General features: G+C 71.1%; 17 protein-coding genes. 9 read left to right on the forward strand and 8 right to left on the reverse strand.

All coding sequences use genetic code 11. The features are described 5' to 3' along the window. Positions 1-53: 53 nt before the first annotated feature. Entirely contained in the window at positions 54-866 is an 813-nt protein-coding gene (locus V8690_RS38780) for an SAM-dependent methyltransferase (RefSeq protein ID WP_338784705.1), read from the forward strand. Then, complete coding sequence (locus V8690_RS38785) at positions 863-3,007, forward strand: EAL domain-containing protein (protein ID WP_338784706.1); 2,145 nt, start codon at positions 863-865, stop codon at positions 3,005-3,007. The genes V8690_RS38780 and V8690_RS38785 overlap by 4 nt, the downstream gene beginning before the upstream one ends. Positions 3,008-3,131: 124 nt before the next feature. Here the strand turns inward: V8690_RS38785 and V8690_RS38790 are convergent, their stop codons facing one another. Next, complete coding sequence (locus V8690_RS38790; RefSeq protein ID WP_338784707.1) at positions 3,132-4,016, reverse strand: LysR substrate-binding domain-containing protein; 885 nt, start codon at positions 4,014-4,016, stop codon at positions 3,132-3,134. 118 nt (positions 4,017-4,134) lie between these two features. Between V8690_RS38790 and V8690_RS38795 the strand changes: the two genes are divergently transcribed. From V8690_RS38795 to V8690_RS38815, 5 genes are all read left to right on the forward strand, one after another. Further along, positions 4,135-4,803 (forward strand): succinate dehydrogenase, encoded by a 669-nt coding sequence (locus V8690_RS38795; RefSeq protein WP_338784708.1) that lies wholly within the window; start codon positions 4,135-4,137, stop codon positions 4,801-4,803. A 2-nt stretch (positions 4,804-4,805) separates the two neighbouring features. Next, on the forward strand, positions 4,806-6,755 hold the full coding sequence (locus V8690_RS38800) for a fumarate reductase/succinate dehydrogenase flavoprotein subunit (RefSeq protein WP_338784709.1): 1,950 nt from the start codon (positions 4,806-4,808) through the stop codon (positions 6,753-6,755). After that, complete coding sequence (locus V8690_RS38805) at positions 6,752-7,501, forward strand: succinate dehydrogenase/fumarate reductase iron-sulfur subunit (RefSeq protein ID WP_338784710.1); 750 nt, start codon at positions 6,752-6,754, stop codon at positions 7,499-7,501. The genes V8690_RS38800 and V8690_RS38805 overlap by 4 nt, the downstream gene beginning before the upstream one ends. Positions 7,502-7,708: 207 nt before the next feature. Further along, entirely contained in the window at positions 7,709-8,476 is a 768-nt protein-coding gene (locus tag V8690_RS38810; protein WP_338784711.1) for a GNAT family N-acyltransferase, read from the forward strand. Further along, positions 8,476-9,288: a lysophospholipid acyltransferase family protein gene (locus V8690_RS38815; protein WP_338784712.1), complete on the forward strand. Its 813-nt coding sequence runs from the start codon at positions 8,476-8,478 to the stop codon at positions 9,286-9,288. The genes V8690_RS38810 and V8690_RS38815 overlap by 1 nt, the downstream gene beginning before the upstream one ends. Before the next feature lie 122 nt (positions 9,289-9,410). Here the strand turns inward: V8690_RS38815 and V8690_RS38820 are convergent, their stop codons facing one another. The 6 genes from V8690_RS38820 to V8690_RS38845 all read right to left on the reverse strand — a co-directional run bounded on the left by V8690_RS38820 (position 9,411) and on the right by V8690_RS38845 (position 15,577). After that, entirely contained in the window at positions 9,411-10,409 is a 999-nt protein-coding gene (locus tag V8690_RS38820; protein ID WP_338784713.1) for an LLM class flavin-dependent oxidoreductase, read from the reverse strand. Positions 10,410-10,460: 51 nt separating this feature from the next. Then, positions 10,461-11,618 (reverse strand): GTP-binding protein, encoded by a 1,158-nt coding sequence (locus V8690_RS38825; protein ID WP_338784714.1) that lies wholly within the window; start codon positions 11,616-11,618, stop codon positions 10,461-10,463. Between the two features lie 4 nt (positions 11,619-11,622). Next, positions 11,623-11,793: a 50S ribosomal protein L32 gene (gene rpmF / locus V8690_RS38830; RefSeq protein WP_030044668.1), complete on the reverse strand. Its 171-nt coding sequence runs from the start codon at positions 11,791-11,793 to the stop codon at positions 11,623-11,625. Between the two features lie 105 nt (positions 11,794-11,898). Then, positions 11,899-13,494: a cation acetate symporter gene (locus tag V8690_RS38835; RefSeq protein WP_338784715.1), complete on the reverse strand. Its 1,596-nt coding sequence runs from the start codon at positions 13,492-13,494 to the stop codon at positions 11,899-11,901. Continuing rightward, complete coding sequence (locus V8690_RS38840) at positions 13,488-13,937, reverse strand: DUF485 domain-containing protein (RefSeq protein ID WP_338784716.1); 450 nt, start codon at positions 13,935-13,937, stop codon at positions 13,488-13,490. The genes V8690_RS38835 and V8690_RS38840 overlap by 7 nt, the downstream gene beginning before the upstream one ends. Positions 13,938-14,368: 431 nt before the next feature. Further along, positions 14,369-15,577: a right-handed parallel beta-helix repeat-containing protein gene (locus V8690_RS38845; RefSeq protein ID WP_338784717.1), complete on the reverse strand. Its 1,209-nt coding sequence runs from the start codon at positions 15,575-15,577 to the stop codon at positions 14,369-14,371. A gap of 443 nt (positions 15,578-16,020) precedes the next feature. Between V8690_RS38845 and V8690_RS38850 the strand changes: the two genes are divergently transcribed. Then, positions 16,021-16,515: a hypothetical protein gene (locus V8690_RS38850; protein WP_338784719.1), complete on the forward strand. Its 495-nt coding sequence runs from the start codon at positions 16,021-16,023 to the stop codon at positions 16,513-16,515. Between the two features lie 104 nt (positions 16,516-16,619). After that, complete coding sequence (locus V8690_RS38855) at positions 16,620-16,865, forward strand: hypothetical protein (RefSeq protein WP_338784720.1); 246 nt, start codon at positions 16,620-16,622, stop codon at positions 16,863-16,865. Between the two features lie 24 nt (positions 16,866-16,889). Here the strand turns inward: V8690_RS38855 and V8690_RS38860 are convergent, their stop codons facing one another. Further along, positions 16,890-17,105, reverse strand: a complete 216-nt coding sequence (locus V8690_RS38860; protein ID WP_338784721.1) for a dodecin — start codon at positions 17,103-17,105, stop codon at positions 16,890-16,892. Between the last annotated feature and the right edge of the window lie 41 nt (positions 17,106-17,146).

Raw genomic sequence — 17,146 nt, forward strand, 5'->3', positions numbered from 1 at the left:
GCGATCAGTAGCCTCTGCTCGAACACCGGATCGCCTACGCCTTGGAGAGATAGATGGAGCGTCCCGCCTGGGCCCCGCGGAGCATCGACATCTCGGTGCCCAGCGTCTCCCGGATGTACGACTACTACCTGGGCGGATCGCACAACTTCGAGGTCGACCGGGAAGCGGCCCGCAGGGCCATGGAGTTCATGCCGGGACTCCCCAAGATCATGCAGGCGAACCGGGCGTTCATGCGCCGCGCCGTGCGCTATGCGGCCGAGCAGGGCATCAGCCAGTTCCTGGACATCGGTTCCGGCATCCCCACCTTCGGCAATGTGCACGAGGTGGCCCAGGCCGCCCGCCCCGGCGCGCGCGTGGTGTACGTCGACCACGACCCGGTGGCCGTGGCGCACAGCCAGGCGGTCCTTCAGTGCAACGACGACGCGGACATCGTGGCCGCGGACCTCCGCAAGCCCCAGGAGATCCTGCGCAGCCCCGAGGTGGAGCGGCTGATCGACCTGAATCAGCCAGTGGCGCTGCTCCTCGTTGCCATACTGCACTTCGTGGAAGACGAAGACGACCCGTACGGGGCGGTGGCCGAGCTGGGCGAGGCGCTCGCGCCCGGCAGCCTGCTCGTGCTCACCCATGCCTCGTACGAGGGCATCCCGCTGCCGCCGGAGCGGGCCGGGGGCGCGGTGAACGTCTACCAGGACATCCGCAACCCGCTGATCATGCGCTCGCGCGAGGAGATCGCGCGGTTCTTCAAGGGGTACGACATGGTGGAACCCGGACTGGTGGCGATGCCGCGCTGGCGGCCCGACACCGCACCGGAGGACGAGGATCCGTATGCGTTCTCCGGTTTCGCGGGCGTGGGGCGTACGGCGTGATCGCGGAACCGGACGGGCCGGAGGACAGACTGCGCCGGTTCGCGACGATCTGGAGCCGGGCCGTCTTCCCGGTGACCTCGACGTCGTCGACCCGGCCGGAGTTCGAGGAGGAACTGCTTCCGCTGGCCCGGAGGTTGAGCGAGGCGCTGCTGGCACGGGCCTTCGACGCCGACGAGGGCAGGGCGGTGGGCGCCGCTCTCGTGGACGCGCACTGCACCGACCCGGAGGCGCTCAGCCGCACGCTGGACTGCGTGGACGCCTACCTCGTCCTGTACTGCGGCGGCGACGGCGACCAGGAGGGCCTGCGGGCGCGCTCCGCACGCCTCCAGCACGCGATGGCCGCCGGCTTCGCGCAGGCCCTGCGCGAGCGGACCCTGGCCGAGCAGGAGGCCATCGCCCAGGCCGCCCTCCGGGCGCAGGGTGTGGTGGCACAGGCCCTGCACGCGACCGAGGCCCGCTTCCGCGCCGTCTTCGAGGGCGCGGCCATAGGCATCGGCATGGCCGACCTCGAGGGCAACATCCTCCAGGTCAACGGCGCGCTGCTGCGCATGTTCGGGGTCTCCGAGCAGACGATGCGCAGCCGCAACGTCATGGAGTGGACCCACCCCGACGACGCGCCGCAGACCTGGCGGCTCTACGACGAACTCGTGCGCGGCGAGCGTGAGCACTACCACGTGGAGAAGGCGTTCTACCGCCCTGACGGAACGGTCCTGTGGACCAACCTGACGGTCTCTCTGCTGCGGGACGCCGACGGCAGTCCGCAGTACCAGCTCGCGCTCATGGAGGACACCACCGAGCGACGGCTGCTCAATCTGAGGCTGCGTTACGAGGCCACGCACGACGCGCTGACCGGGCTGCCGAACCGCACCTTCTTCTTCGAGCGCCTGGAGAAGGCACTGGGCGCCGGGAAGGGCCAGCGGTTCGGGCTGTGCTACCTCGACCTCGACGGCTTCAAGACCATCAACGACAGCCTCGGCCACGCGGCCGGCGACCGGCTGCTGGTGGAGGTCGCCGACCGGCTCCAGTCCTGCGCCACCGCGCCCGGCGAGATGGTCGCCCGGCTGGGCGGCGACGAGTTCGTGGCACTGACCACGGGCCCCGACACCCAGCGCGAGGTCGACGAGCTCGCCACGCGCATCATGAACGCCCTGCTCGCGCCGATCAGCGTCGACGGCCGGGAGCTGACCGTGCGCGGCAGCATCGGCATCGTCGAGGGCCCGGCCGGGGAGCGCAGCCCGGCGGAGGTGCTGCGCAGCGCCGACATCACCATGTACCGGGCCAAGTCGGCGGGCGGCAACCGCTTCGAGCTCGCCGACCCGGAGGCGGACGCCCGCGCCATCACCCGGCACGGGCTGACCACGGCGCTGCCGACGGCCCTGGAGCGGGGCGAGTTCTTCATCGAGTACCAGCCGCTGGTCCATCTCGGCGACGGCAGTGTGCGCGGTGCGGAGGCCCTGGTGCGCTGGCTGCACCCGCAGCACGGGGTGCTCGGCCCGGACCGGTTCATCCCGCTCGCGGAACACACGGGGCTGATCGTGCCGCTGGGCCGGTGGGTCCTGGAACAGGCGGTGCGGCAGGCCCGCGAGTGGCGGGAACTGCACGGTGGCGCGGAGGCCGTGGGCCCGCTGCGGATCAACGTCAACCTCTCGCCCTGCCAGCTGACCCACCCCGGCCTGGTCCAGGACACCGTCGACATCCTGGAGCGCACGGGCGTGGCACCCGACGCGCTGTGCCTGGAGGTCACGGAGTCCGCCCTGATCGGCGCGGACGACGACCTGCTGAAGCCGTTGCGGCGCCTGGCGGAGATGGGTGTCGACATCGCCCTGGACGACTTCGGGACCGGTTACTCCAACCTCGCCAACCTGCGCCGGCTGCCGGTGAGCGTCCTGAAGCTGGACCGCTCCTTCACCCAGAGCATGCAGCAGTTCCCGGCCGACCCCGTCGACCTCAAGATCGTCGAGGGGATCGTCTCGCTGGCCCACAGTCTGGATCTCGCGGTGACGGTCGAGGGCGTCGAGACGGGCGCGCAGGCGGAGCAGTTGCGGATCCTGGGCTGCGACACCGCCCAGGGCTGGTACTACGCCCGCCCCGGCCCGCCGGAGAGGCTGCACGAGCTGGCACTGGCGGACGCGACGGGCTGAGCCGACTCCAGGGGCGCGGGGCTGTACTCGACATGCGGCTCCGCCGCGCGGGCGCGGGCAACCACAACGCTCCCGGGCTCTCGCACGGCGCACTCGCACACAGCGGCGCTCCCCAAAGAGCTCCTCACCGCTCAAGCAGCATCCGCTGCAACTCCCGGGCAGCCCGAGGCGGAGCCACATCGCTGCGGTGCGCCAGCGCGATCGTGCGGTGGAGGCCGGGTCTGGCCAGCGGAGTCACCCGCAGACCACGACCCGACCTCGCCGCCACCATCCGCGGTACAACGGCAACCCCCAACCCGGCCCGCACAAAACCCAGCACCGCGTCCATCTCTCCGCCCTCCACCGCGAAGTCCGGCTCGAACCCTTCCGCGCGGCACGCCGCCACGGTCAGTTCACGCAGGTCGTAGCCGTGCCGGAACATCACCAGGCGCTCGCCCTCCAGGTCGGCGATGCGTACGGTGCGCCGGCCCCGGCCGGGCCCCGGCGCGTCCGGGGAGGAGACCACGACCAGGTCCTCGCGCAGCAGCTCCACCGTGGTCAGCGCCGGGGACGGCGTCGGCAGGGGGAGAACCACCAGGGCGAGATCCAGGGCGCCGCGTGCCAGCTCCCGCACCAGGTCGTGCGAACCGCCCTCCTCGATCAGCAGCCGGACGCCCGGATAGCGGTCGTGGAAGGCACGCAGCACATCCGGCAGCAGGCCCGTGCACAGGCTGGGCGTGGCACCGAGCCGCACCCGCCCCCGCCGCAGCTGCACCAGCTCCAGCACCTCGTGCCGGGCCGTGTCCGCGTCCGCCAGGATGCGCCGCGCCAGGGGGAGCAGGGCCTCCCCGGCGTCCGTGAGCGTGATGTTGCCGCGTGCCCGCAGGAACAGGTCCGCTCCCAGCTCCCGCTCCAGCGACTTGATCTGCTGCGACAGCGACGGCTGCGCGACGTGGACCAGATCGGCGGCCCGGGTGAAGTGCCGGGTCTCGGCGACGGCCACGAAGTACTGGAGCTGGTGGAACTGCATGCTCGTACGATAGCCCCGGCCTATGGAATCAAGCCGCACCATGTCTTGGACCGATCGGATCCGCGTCCGTAGCGTCTGTGCCATGGCTCTGGCAACGCGGACGGACCGACGGCCGTCCATGGCACGCACCGTGTGGCACTCCACCCTCGGCAAGAAGACCGTGATGGCGGTCAGCGGGCTGATCATGCTGCTGTACCTGGTCGTCCACATGATCGGGAACCTGAAGATCTTCTTCGGGGCCGGCGAGTTCGACCACTACGCCCACTGGCTGCGCACCGTCGGCGAGCCCTTCATGCACTACGAGTGGACGCTGTGGCTGGTCCGGATCGTGCTGGTGGCCGCCGTGGTCGCCCACGCCGTGTCCGCGTACCAGCTCAGCCGTCGCGACATCCGGGCCCGGCCCAGCAAGTACGTGCACAAGAGGCCGCGGGCGAGCTACGCGACGCGCACCATGCGGTGGGGCGGGATCATCCTCGGGCTGTTCATCGTCTGGCACATCCTGGACCTGACGACCGGCACCGTGCACCCCGGCTTCCGGCCCGGCCACCCGTACCAGAACGTCGTGGACACCTTCTCCACCTGGTACGGCAACGTCATCTACATCGTCGCGATGCTCGCGCTCGGCCTGCACGTCCGGCACGGCTTCTGGAGCGCCGCCCAGACCCTGGGCGCCGGCAGCCGCACCCGCGACCGTGCCCTGAAGACCGTCGCCAATGCCCTCGCGCTGCTGCTCACGGCCGGTTTCATCGCCGTCCCCGTGGGCGTCATGACCGGAGTGGTGAGCTGAAGATGACTTCCTACGCCGACTACGCGACCGCTGAGCCGGTCGTCGACACCAAGGCCCCGTCCGGGCCCATCAACGAGCGCTGGGACAAGCGCCGCTTCGAGGCCAAACTGGTCAACCCCGCCAACCGGCGCAAGCACACCGTCATCGTCGTCGGCACCGGCCTCGCCGGCGGCTCCGCCGGTGCCACCCTCGCCGAACAGGGCTACCACGTCGTCCAGTTCTGCTACCAGGACTCCCCGCGCCGCGCCCACTCCATCGCCGCGCAGGGCGGCATCAACGCCGCGAAGAACTACCGCAACGACGGCGACTCCATCCACCGGCTGTTCTACGACACCGTCAAGGGCGGCGACTTCCGGGCCCGCGAGTCCAACGTCCACCGGCTCGCGCAGATCTCCGTCGAGATCATCGACCAGTGCGTGGCGCAGGGCGTGCCGTTCGCCCGCGAGTACGGCGGCCTGCTGGACACCCGCTCTTTCGGCGGCGTCCAGGTGTCACGGACCTTCTACGCCCGGGGCCAGACGGGACAGCAGCTGCTGCTCGGCGCCTACCAGGCCCTCAGCCGGCAGATCGCCGCGGGGAACGTCGAGATGCACCCGCGTACGGAAATGCTCGACCTGATCGTCGTCGACGGGCGGGCGCGCGGGATCGTCGCCCGGGACCTCGTCACCGGCAGGATCGACACCTACTTCGCGGACGCCGTCGTACTCGCCACCGGCGGCTACGGCAACGTCTTCTACCTGTCGACGAACGCCATGAACTCCAACGCGACCGCCATCTGGCGGGCGCACCGGCGCGGCGCCTACTTCGCCAACCCCTGCTTCACCCAGATCCACCCCACCTGCATCCCGCGCACCGGCGACCACCAGTCCAAGCTGACGCTGATGAGCGAGTCGCTGCGCAACGACGGCCGCATCTGGGTGCCGAAGGCCAAGGGCGACGACCGCCCGCCGAACGAGATCCCCGAGGACGAGCGCGACTACTACCTGGAGCGCGTCTACCCGTCCTTCGGCAACCTGGTGCCGCGTGACATCGCCTCCCGCGCCGCGAAGAACGTCTGCGACGAGGGGCGGGGCGTCGGACCCGGCGGACAGGGCGTCTACCTCGACTTCGCCGACGCCATCAAGCGCATGGGCCGGGCGGCCGTGGAGGCCAAGTACGGCAATCTCTTCGACATGTACCAGCGGATCACCGACGAGGATCCGTACCGGGTGCCCATGCGGATCTACCCGGCCGTGCACTACACGATGGGCGGCCTGTGGGTCGACTACGACCTCCAGACCACCATCCCCGGCCTGTTCGCGATCGGGGAGGCCAACTTCTCCGACCACGGTGCCAACCGGCTCGGCGCCTCCGCGCTGATGCAGGGGCTGGCCGACGGCTACTTCGTGCTCCCGGCGACCATCAACGACTACCTCGCCCGCAGCCCGCACAAGGACCAGGTCGACGCCGGCCACCCGGTCGTCCAGGAGGTGCTGGCCGAGACCGAGGACCGGATCAACCTGCTGCTGTCCGTCGACGGCGACCGCACGCCCGACTCCTTCCACCGCGAGGTCGGCGAGCTCATGTGGGAGTTCTGCGGCATGGCCCGCACCGACTCGGGACTGCGCAAGGCGCTGGAGCGCATCCCGCAGATCCGTGAGGAGTTCTGGCGGCGCGTCAAGGTGCCCGGCACCGGCGAGGAGTTCAACCAGTCGCTGGAGAAGGCCAACCGCGTCGTCGACTACCTGGAGCTGGCCGAGCTGATGTGCCTCGACGCGCTGCACCGCAGCGAGTCCTGCGGCGGCCACTTCCGCGAGGAGTCCCAGACACCCGACGGCGAGGCCGCCCGCAAGGACGAGGAGTTCGCGTACGCGGCCGCCTGGGAGTTCAACGGCACCGGCGAGGCTCCGACCCTGCACAAGGAAGACCTGGTCTTCGAGTACGTCCACCCCACCCAGCGGAGCTACGCATGAAGCTCACCCTGCGCGTCTGGCGGCAGAAGAACGCCGACGCCGACGGCACGATGTCCACGTACGAGGTGGACGGCATCTCGCCCGACATGTCGTTCCTGGAGATGCTCGACACGCTCAACGAGAAGCTCATCCTCAAGGGCGAGGACCCAGTCGCCTTCGACCACGACTGCCGCGAGGGCATCTGTGGCGCGTGCTCGCTGGTGATCAACGGCGATGCGCACGGGCCCGAGCGGACCACTACCTGTCAGCTGCACATGCGGTCGTTCAAGGACGGCGACACGATCGACATCGAGCCGTGGAGGGCGTCCGCGTTCCCGGTGATCAAGGATTTGGTCGTCGACCGTTCGGCGTTCGACCGGATCATCCAGGCCGGTGGGTACATCACCGCGCCGACGGGTGCGGCTCCCGAAGCACATGCCACGCCGGTGCCGAAGCCGGACGCCGACTTCGCCTTCGAACACGCCGAGTGCATCGGATGCGGTGCGTGTGTCGCGGCGTGCCCGAACGGTGCGGCGATGCTGTTCACGTCCGCCAAGATCAACCATTTGAACGTGCTGCCGCAGGGGGCGCCCGAGCGCGAGACGCGGGTGCTGGACATGGTGGCGCAGATGGACGAGGAAGGGTTCGGCGGATGCACCCTCACGGGAGAGTGCGCCACCGCCTGTCCCAAGGGCATTCCGCTCATGTCCATCACCGGCATGAACAAGGAGTGGCTGCGGGCCACGCGGAAGGTGAGCAAGCGGTAGTGCCGGGCAGGTAGAACGTTCGCCGTCTGGTGCGGACGGGCGGGGCCGGTTGGTGCTCACCGGCCCCGTCTCGCCCTTCCGGGCGCCTGGCATTCAACCTCCCGGCATCCGCGCTCCTGGCACTGGTCACGCGAAGGTCAGGCGGCATGGGCACAACAGTGGCGGCGGCACCGCTCGCCGCCCCCGGCCCGTGACCAGGAGAGAGCCATGACCGGCGTACTGACCGTCGACCGCCCCGCGCAGCCCACGGCCCCCACCCGCTACACCGTCGCCCTCGCCCGGACCGAGGAGGACGTGCGTGCCGCGCAGCGGCTGCGGCACGACGTCTTCGCCGGGGAGCTGGGCGCCCTGCTGACCGGCTCGCAGCCCGGGCTGGACGTCGACCCGTTCGACGCGTACTGCGACCACCTGCTCGTCCGCGAGGAGACGACCGGCCAGGTCGTCGGCACCTACCGGCTGCTGCCGCCGGAGCGCGCGGCGGTCGCCGGGCGGCTGTACTCCGAGAGCGAGTTCGACCTGAGCTCCCTCGCCGGGATCCGGCCGGAGCTCGTCGAGGTAGGCCGCTCCTGCGTGCACCCCGACCACCGCGACGGCGCGGTCATCAGCCTCATCTGGGCCGGCATCGCCCGCTACATGGTCTCCCGGGGCCACGAGTGGCTCGCCGGCTGCTGCTCCGTCCCGCTCGCCGATGGCGGCGCCCTGGCCTCCGCCACCTGGGACCGGGTGAGCGCCAAGCACCTCTCCCCGCAGGAGTACCGCGTCCGGCCGCTGCTGCCGTGGGTCCCGGGCCCCACGCCCGCCGCCCGCGCCGAACTGCCCGCCCTGCTGCGCGGTTACCTGCGCCTCGGCGCCTGGGTGTGCGGCGAACCGGCCCACGACCCGGACTTCGGCGTCGCCGACCTGTACGTACTGCTGCCCATGAGCGGGGTCAACCCGCGCTACCTGCGGCACTTCCTGTCCCTCGTCCCCGCCTGATGAGTGCCTGGCTGCCCACCGCGCCCTGCACGCCGCAGGCCTGTGTCGAGGCGCCGGCGGCGGTGACGGCGCGGGCCGTGGCGCGTGCCGTGCTGCGCCTCACCGGGGTCGTCCTGCTGCTGCTCGCGGGGATCGTGCTGTCGCCGCTCGGCGCCCGCATACCGGCGTCCCTGATCCGGCGCTGGTGCCGGTGGATCGTGCGGGCCGCAGGGGTCCGGGTCCGCATCACCGGCGCCGCCGCCCCCACCGGCGGGATGCTGCTGGTCGCCAACCACATCTCCTGGCTGGACATACCACTGCTCGCCGCCGTACGCCCCGCCCGGATGCTGGCCAAGACCGAGGTACGGCGGTGGCCCGTCGCCGGGCCGCTGGCCGCCCGCGCCGCCCTGTTCATCGACCGGGACCGGCTGAGGGCCCTCCCGGACACCGTCGCCCGTATCGCCCGGGCGCTGCGCGAGGGCGGCGCCGTCGCGGCCTTCCCCGAGGGCAGCACCTGGTGCGGCCGGGCCCAGGGCACCTTCCGCCGGGCCGTCTTCCAGGCCGCCCTCGACGCCGGGGTGCCGGTCCTGCCGGTCCGGATCCGCTACCGGCTCACCGGCGGAACCACCACCACGGCCCCCGCGTTCGTCGGCGACGACACCCTGCTCGCCTCCCTGTGGCGAGTCGCGACTGCCCGCAACCTGGTCGCCGAGGTCGACGTCCGCGCACCCATCCCCCCGGGCACCCGCCCCGACCGCCGCGCACTGGCCCACTCCGCACAACCCCAGGAGACGGCGGCCCCGGCGTGGACGCACACGGTGCTGGTGGCGTAGAAGCCCTGATCTGCTTCAGCGAGAGCCGGACAGCGTGCGTGCCGGATACGGCGCAGTCCGGCTCTCCGCCGAGCACGCCACCTTCGCCGGCGATCGACGTCGATGCCCTTGGGCAGACGACTCTAACCGGCGGTGATCGCGGCCAGCCGCCGGTAGGAGTCCAGCAGCGCCTCGCGGTCGTACGTGCTGGTGGTGACCAGGACCTCCTGCGCTCCCGTCTCCTTCAGGACCGTCTCCAGCTCGTGCGCGACCTGCTCCTCGGTGCCGGCGATGTGGCCGGTGAGGCCGGACTCGTAGAAGCCGCGTTCCTTGCCGGTCATGGTGAGCGCCTCGACGCGCTCGGCGGGCGGCAGGGGCGGGAAGGTGCCGTGCGTGCGGGAGTACGCCATCGCCCAGGCCTCCGGGACGAGCAGTCGCCGGGCCTCCTCGGGGGTGCCGGCCACCGCGACCGTGCCGGAGACGACCACGTACGGCTCGCTCGCCCAGGGCGAGGGGCGGAAGTGCTCGCGGTAGTGGTCGATGCCGCGCCGCATCTTCTCCCGGTTCCGGAAGTCGCCGATGACCATGGGCAGGCCCGCGCGGGCCGCGATGCCGGCGCCCTCGCCCATGGCCAGGACGAACGGCGGCACGGTCAAGCCCTCGGCGGGACGGGCGTGCACCCCGGTGGGGGAGGTGCCCCGGAACCAGCCGAGCAGCTCCCGCAGCTGGGCCTCGAAGTCCTCGGCGTCCTCCTTGTCACGGCCCAGGGCCTTGCGGACTCCGTCCGTGAAGCCGACGGACCGTCCCAGACCCATGTCGATCCGCCCGGGGAACAGCGACTCCAGCACCCCGAACTGCTCGGCCACGACCAGCGGCCGGTGGTTGGGCAGCATCACCCCGCCGGTGCCCACCCGGATCGTCCGCGTCGCGGCGGCGACGGCGGCCGCCAGCACGGTCGGCGCGGAACCGGCGACCCCGGGAACGCCGTGATGCTCGGAGACCCACAGCCGGTGGTACCCGAGCCCCTCCAGCTCCACGGCCAGCCGCACGGTGTCGCGCAGCGCCTCGGGATGCGTGTGCCCCTCGCGGGTGCGGGACCGGTCGAGGACGGAGAAACGGGTCGAGGCGATCAGGGAACTCACATGGTCTTCAACGTCTGGGAGGCCGCGGCATTCCCGGCACCGAGTCGGCCGCTACGCCACGTTCTCGTGGTCGCACGCCTCGTCGATGCCGTACGTGTCCCAGGACGGGAACGGGTCGTCGGCCGCAGGGGCTTCGCCGGGCGCCGCGAGGCAGCCGGTCAGGGCGGCATGCAGGGCCTTGGTGTCCAGGCCTGTCCCGATGAACACCAGCTCCTGTGCGTGCGGGGCCTCGTTGTCACGGGCCGCGGACGGTTCGAAGCGGGCGACGGAGCCGGCCTGTGACCACAGGCCCGTCACGTGCGGGCGGCTCGCCAGGGTGAAGAAGCCCTTGGAGCGCAGGATCCGCCCGTACGACCCGGCGTCCAGATCCTCCGTGACGAACGTCCACAACCGCCCGGGGTGGAAGGGGAATCCGGATCGGAAGACGGTGGAGGAGATGCCGTACTCCTCGGTCTCGGGCACGTGGTCGCCGTTGAGTTCCCGGACCCAGCCCGGCGCCTGCTGGGCGCGTTCCAGGTCGAAGAGACGCGTGCCGAGCACCTGGCGCAGGTCCACCCGGCCGTGCGTCGCCGGAACCAGCCGGGCGACCGGGTTCAGCCGGGTCAGGGCCGCCCGCAGCCGGGCCGCCGTCTCCTCGTCGACCAGGTCGAGCTTGTTGAGGACCAGGACGTCGGCGAACTCGACCTGGTCGACGAGGAGATCACTGACCGTGCGCTCGTCGTCCTCGTACGGGGCCAGACCCCGCTCGGCGAGGTCGTCGCCGCTCTCCAGTTCGGCGAGGAAGTTGGCCGCGTCCACGACCGTGACCATGGTGTCCAGCAGGGCTACGTCGTCGAGGGTGGCGCCGTCGTCCCGGGCGAAGGCGAAGGTGGCCGCGACGGGCATCGGCTCCGAGATCCCGGACGACTCGATGAGGAGATGGTCGAACCGGCCCTCGCGGGCCAGCCGGTCCACCTCTTCCAGCAGGTCGTCGCGCAGGGTGCAGCAGATGCAGCCGTTGGTCATCTCGACCAGGCGTTCCTCGGTCCGCGACAGGGCGGCCTCGCCGCCGCGCACCAGGGCCGCGTCGATGTTGACCTCGCTCATGTCGTTGACGATGACGGCGACGCGCAGCCCCTCGCGATTGGCGAGGACATGGTTGAGCAGGGTCGTCTTGCCCGCCCCCAGGAAGCCGGAGAGCACGGTGACGGGCAGCCGTTCGTACGACACGGTGTCAGCCCTCGGGGCGCAGCAGCCCGCGCTCGTAGGCCCTGACCAGGTTCTGCGGTACGAGGTGACGGACGCCGTCGATCGTGACCGGCACCAGCGTCGGCGTGGCGGCCTTCCACTGGGCGCGGCGGTGACGGGTGTTGCTGCGGGACATCTTCCGCTTCGGGACAGCCATGGGACTCCTCCTCGGTGGGCAGGCACCGAGGACGCTACATGAAAATGGATCCCATTAACAATTCGCGTCCCCGGTGCCCGGCCACCGGTGTCCCGGTCCGGTGCGTCAGTCGTCGGCGCCCACGAGCATCCGCACCTCGAACTCCTCGTGTGCGGTGCTGTCCTCGGCCGGGCCCTTGTCCAGCACCGTGCCGAGCCAGCCCAGCAGGAAGCCCACCGGGATGGAGACGATGCCGGGGTTCTGGAGCGGGAACCAGGCGAAGTCGGCCTCGGGGTAGAACGAGGCCGGGGCGGAGGAGACGACGGGGGAGAACACGGCGAGCAGGACGGAGCAGAGCAGACCGCCGTAGAGGCTGAGCAGCGCTCCCTTCGCCGTGAAGCGCCGCCAGAAGAGGGTGTAGATGATCGTCGGCAGGATCGCGGACGCCGCGATGGCGAAGGCGAGGAACGCGAGCGTCGCGGTGTTCGCCCCCCAGGCGACCAGGGCCAGCAGGATGCCGAGGATGCCGATGACCGCCCCGGACAGCCGGGCGACGGCCAGCTCCTCCGTCTCGCTCGCCCGGCCCTTGCGGATCACCTCGCCGTACAGGTCGTGCGCGAGGGACGAGGCCGCGGCCAGGGTGAGGCCCACCGCCACGGCGAGCAGGGTCACATACGCCAGGCACGTCACCAGCGCGGTGAGGACACTGCCGCCCAGCTCGTGCGCGAGCAGCAGGACGGAGGCGTTGCCGGTGCGGTCCGTGCTCTCGATGGTGTCCCGGCCGAGGAGCGCGGTGGCGCCCAGGCCGAGGATGCCGGCCCCGAAGCAGACCGCGCCGACCAGGCCGACGGCCCACAGGACGGAGGAGCGCAGGACGCCGCTGGTGCGCGGGGCGAGCAGCCGCATCAGCACGTGCGGAAGGGCGGCGAGACCGAGGACGATGGCCAGCTCGAGGCTGAGGAAGTCCAGCTTGTTGCTGACGGTGCCGCCGTAGCGCAGCCCCGGTTCGAGGAAGGTCAGGCCCGTTCCGCTGCGGTCGGCCGCCCTTTCGAGCAGCGCGTTGGGGTTCCAGTCGAAGCGGTACAGCACCCAGCCCGCGGTGAACAGCACGCCCACGATCAGCATCACGGCCTTGATGATCTGGATGACCGTCGCTCCGGGCATGCCGCCGAGGGAGGCGTAGAGGATCACGAAGGTACCGATCACGGCCACGCACAGGGTACGGGTGGTGGCGCTCGGCGCCCCGGTGAACTGCGTCAACAGGGCGACGCTGCCGACCAGTTGCGCCACCAGGTAGAGGGTCGCGATGGCCAGGACGCAGACGGCCAGTGCCACCCGTACCGGCCGCTGCTGCCGGGGCAGGCGCAGCGCCACCGTGTCGCCCAGGGTGAACTTGCCCGTACGGTGCAGGGGTTCGGCGATGAGCAGCAGCACCATCATCCAGGCGACGGTGGTGCCGCCGAGGTACATCAGTCCGTCGTACCCGGTCAGCGCGACCAGTCCGGTACTGCCCAGCAGGGTGGCGGCGGACAGGTAGTCGCCGCACATGGCGAGGCCGTTGCGCAGCGGCGACATGGCGCGGTTGCCGAGGTAGAACTCGCTGATCTCGTCGCGCTGGGGAGCCGTCAGCAGCGCCGTGAACAGGGTGATCACGACCACGGTCAGGAACAGGACGAAGGTCAGCTGGAGGCTGCTGTCGTCGATGGCGGCGCTCGTCACCATGTGCGGAACCCCCTCGTTCCGTGCTCAAGGGGCTGCTGCCCGGCCCCTTGGGGCGGCACCGCCGAACGGGCGCGGCGGTTGTCGTTCTCGTGCTGCCGGGACCTCAGGCCGCGGGCGAGCGGATCGACCCGGGTGCGCATGTGCCGGACGTAGCACCACGCGGTCACACCCATGATGACGAACTGCCCGAGGCCGAGGGTGAGTCCGATCGTGAGGTGGCCGAACAGCGGCTGGTTCATCACCGCGGGCACAAAACTCGACAACAGCACATACAGCAGGAATCCGCCGACGGACAGGATCGTCGCCCGGGTGCCGAACCGGCGCTGCGCGCGACGCAGAGAGTGGAATTCGGGATGGTCGGATATACGAGACGGCGGAGCGTGTTCGATGTGCGGAAGCGGGAATGTGGGAGTGTCATCCCGTCGCGGTGGAAATTCGGGCACAGGCGCACCTTCTTCGCTGCTTCGTGCCCCGCACTCGACCCCTTCGAGTCAGTGGTCCCGTCCGGCTTTCGGGCAGGGTGGAGGATTGCCGGACGCACTGTGGGGGTGCGGGCTCTGTGGGGGTCTCGTGAAACCGAAAAACTCGCTGTTCGGATTCACGCGGACGGCCTCGGGGTTCTGTGTGGAGATCCCCGACCAGCCCCGGCCGCGGGTGGTGGCGAGGCTGAGTGCGGAGTATGTCAGTGCTGCGCTTGAGCCATCAACTGTGAGGGCCAATTGACCGCTGGGCGTGGCTCGTTCACGCCACAGTCGAAGGGTGGCGATACTGCGACGGCCTGCGGGAAAAGGGCGGCCGGCGAATAGTACGGACCATTTTTTCGGCCAGGCTGTCTCACAGCGCACCGCGCCGTCGGACAGCCCGGCCGACCTGGTCAGAAGCGGGCGCCGACGGCGGTGCCGGACCGGGGGACGAGGAACGCCCGCGCCTTCGGCAGTGAGCCGTCCGCCGCCCGCGAGCCGGCGAGCGGAGCCGGGTCGGTGCTCAGGACCGAGGCCGCGTTCCAAGTGCCGCCGATGTTCCAGGAGTTGCCGCTGGCGACGGTTTCGGACCCGACGGCCGCCGGGCGCTGGTCCGCGACGGAGAGGTTGCCGGTGAGCCTGGCGCTCCCGCCCGAGACGTCGGCGTCGAAGCCGGTGCCGGCGTTGCCGTACGTGGAGTTGCGGCTCAGGGTGAGGGAGCCCGGGTTGCCGTTGTCCGTGAAGCCGTGCTTGGCGTTCTTGAACGAGACGCTGCCCCGGACCGTGTGGGACACGGCCGGAGCCGGGCTGCCCCCGCCGAGCTTGAAGCCGTTCCCGTCGCCCGCGAAGTCGGGGAAGTCCCAGCGGTTGTAGCCGTTGCCGTACACGACCGTGTTCTCGATCGTCACCGGGGAGGCGAACTCCCAGGCGTCGAAGCCGTCGTCGACGTTGTTCCACAGCCGGGCACCGCGCACCACGTTGCCCGAGCCGCTGCCCTCCTTGATCGCCAGGCCGTCGGCGCTCTCGCCGTTCTTGCGCGGGTCGCGATTGCCGTAACTGTCCAGGTTCAGGATCTGGTTGCCGCTGGAGGCTCCCTGGAGCTGGAAGCCGGACTCGTAGTTGTCGTGCGTGCTCAGGCGCGCGAAGACATTGCCGTTGCAGCCGTCGCAGTACACGCCGTACGGGCCGTTGACGATCTCCAGACCCGAGATACGCCAGTGCGACGCCTCCATGTGGATCGCCCCGCGCTCGGCACGCGGGATGCTGCCGCCGACCGGGGTGTGGCTGGCGGGCAGTCTCTCCCCGTCGACGACCACACGCTCGCCCTGGTGGGGCGCGAGGGTGATGGGCTGGGACGCGGTTCCCGAGGTGGTGATGGTGATGTTGTCGGTGAGGGCGTACGTCCCGCCGCGCACGCTGATGGTGTCGCCGGGCCTCGCCAGGTCCACGGCCCGCTGGATGGTCCTCAGCGGCCGGGCGAGCGTGCCGGGACCGGAGTCGTCCCCGTTCGGCGCCACGACCAGGGTCGCGCCCGCGGCTGCCGCCGGCCCAGCCGGTCCGGCCAGCGCCATGGCCAGCGCGGCCCCCGTCATCGCCGCCGACCAGATCGCTGCGTTCCGCATGCGGCCTCCTGCCTGTGCCAGTGCCTGTGTGGGTGTCGCAGAGCAGTGGCCGCCCGGGGGGTGAAGGTTGCCGGGGTATGGGGCGCGGGCGGAGGCCGGGGAGGACGGGCACGCAGACGCAGCAAGATTGCCGGGCATCGTCGACGGGGTGGGGGACGGGCCGGCCATGAGCACGGCCTCGTTCTCGGGGGCTGGGGCTGGGGCTGGGGACGGGGGCGACGGGCGGGCTCCCGGCATGGCCTCGCGTCCTCGCGGACCGGGAGTCGTGCAGCCGCCCCACCGCGCCCGGGAGTTCGGGTCGGCCATGGGCAGGCCCCGTTGCTGCGGACTGCGGACTGCGGACTGCGGACTGCGGACTGCGGATCGAGGGTCCCCCGGCACACACGCGGTCGGCCTGCCCGGGGCGGACGACGCGACCGGCCGGACGGCCCTAGGGTGGCAGCGTGAATGACGACCGCAGCAAGGCCCCGCTGGCCGTGTTCGACCTGGACAACACGCTCGCCGACACCGCGCACCGGCAGCGGTTCCTGGAGCGCAGGCCGCGGGACTGGGACGGCTTCTTCTCGGCGGCGCCGCAGGACCCGCCGTTGCCGGAGGGCATCGCCCTGGTCAAGGAGAGCGCGCGGGAGTGCGAGATCGTCTACCTCACGGGACGGCCCGAGCGCTGTCGGCGTGACACGCTCGACTGGCTCGCCGCGCAGGAACTGCCCGAGGGGCGGGTGTACATGCGGCGCGACGCCGATCGCCGGCCCGCCCGGTTCACCAAGCTGGACATCCTGCGGCGGCTCGCCCGTACGCGCGAGGTCCGTGTCCTCGTGGACGACGACGAACTGGTCTGCGAGGACGCCCGGCGCGCGGGCTTCACCGTCGTACGGGCCGACTGGGCCGCCCGGTCCGCCGAACTGAAGGCGGCGCAGGAGCGGGAAGGGCGGACCTGACAGCGCGCTGTGGCGGAATGTTTACCTCCCCCGGGTACCTCCTGGCCAAGAACCAGGACAGTGCCGGCGCACTCGTGCCGGACAGCGGACATACGGGGGATGCCATGAAGGGAAGTCGTAGGGGTGCGCTCGCGGCGGCGGCGCTCGTCGGCGCCGTGCTGCTCACCGGCTGTGCGAAGCCCGACCGGAGCGAGATCGTCACCTGGACCGACGAACACGGCAGGGCCTGCACGGGCGTGGCGATCGTCGACTCCGAGGACGGCGACCGGGAGGTGAGCAGCATCGACTGCGACTACCCGCCGGAGGGCAAGCAGCCGGGGCGTTCCACCTCGGCACCCCTGCCGGACTGAGTAGGCCGTTCGGAGGACGGCCAACTACTCGGCCTCCTCCAGCCGGAAGCCCACCTTCAGCCCCACCTGCCAGTGTGCGATCTGCCCGTTCTCGAGCTGGCCGCGCACCTGCGTCACCTCGAACCAGTCCAGGTTGCGCAGGGTCGCCGATGCCCGGCCGATGCCGTTGCGGATGGCCTGGTCGACGCCGTCGGGGGAGGTGCCGACGATCTCCGTGACCCGGTAGGTGTGGTTCGACATGCCGCTGCTCCTCTTCAGTGACGGGTGTCACACGTCACTCC

It is taken from the genome of Streptomyces sp. DG1A-41 (assembly GCF_037055355.1).
Taxonomy (GTDB): Bacteria; Actinomycetota; Actinomycetes; order Streptomycetales; family Streptomycetaceae; genus Streptomyces.

Coding starts and splice junctions, on each gene's coding strand:
- V8690_RS38780 (WP_338784705.1), top strand. CDS start 54: ATGGAGCGTCCCGCCTGGGCCCCGCGGAGCATCGACATCTCGGTGCCC.
- V8690_RS38790 (WP_338784707.1), bottom strand. CDS start 4,016: ATGCAGTTCCACCAGCTCCAGTACTTCGTGGCCGTCGCCGAGACCCGG.
- V8690_RS38795 (WP_338784708.1), top strand. CDS start 4,135: ATGGCACGCACCGTGTGGCACTCCACCCTCGGCAAGAAGACCGTGATG.
- V8690_RS38800 (WP_338784709.1), top strand. CDS start 4,806: ATGACTTCCTACGCCGACTACGCGACCGCTGAGCCGGTCGTCGACACC.
- V8690_RS38805 (WP_338784710.1), top strand. CDS start 6,752: ATGAAGCTCACCCTGCGCGTCTGGCGGCAGAAGAACGCCGACGCCGAC.
- V8690_RS38810 (WP_338784711.1), top strand. CDS start 7,709: ATGACCGGCGTACTGACCGTCGACCGCCCCGCGCAGCCCACGGCCCCC.
- V8690_RS38815 (WP_338784712.1), top strand. CDS start 8,476: ATGAGTGCCTGGCTGCCCACCGCGCCCTGCACGCCGCAGGCCTGTGTC.
- rpmF (WP_030044668.1), bottom strand. CDS start 11,793: ATGGCTGTCCCGAAGCGGAAGATGTCCCGCAGCAACACCCGTCACCGC.
- V8690_RS38835 (WP_338784715.1), bottom strand. CDS start 13,494: ATGGTGACGAGCGCCGCCATCGACGACAGCAGCCTCCAGCTGACCTTC.
- V8690_RS38845 (WP_338784717.1), bottom strand. CDS start 15,577: ATGCGGAACGCAGCGATCTGGTCGGCGGCGATGACGGGGGCCGCGCTG.
- V8690_RS38855 (WP_338784720.1), top strand. CDS start 16,620: ATGAAGGGAAGTCGTAGGGGTGCGCTCGCGGCGGCGGCGCTCGTCGGC.
- V8690_RS38860 (WP_338784721.1), bottom strand. CDS start 17,105: ATGTCGAACCACACCTACCGGGTCACGGAGATCGTCGGCACCTCCCCC.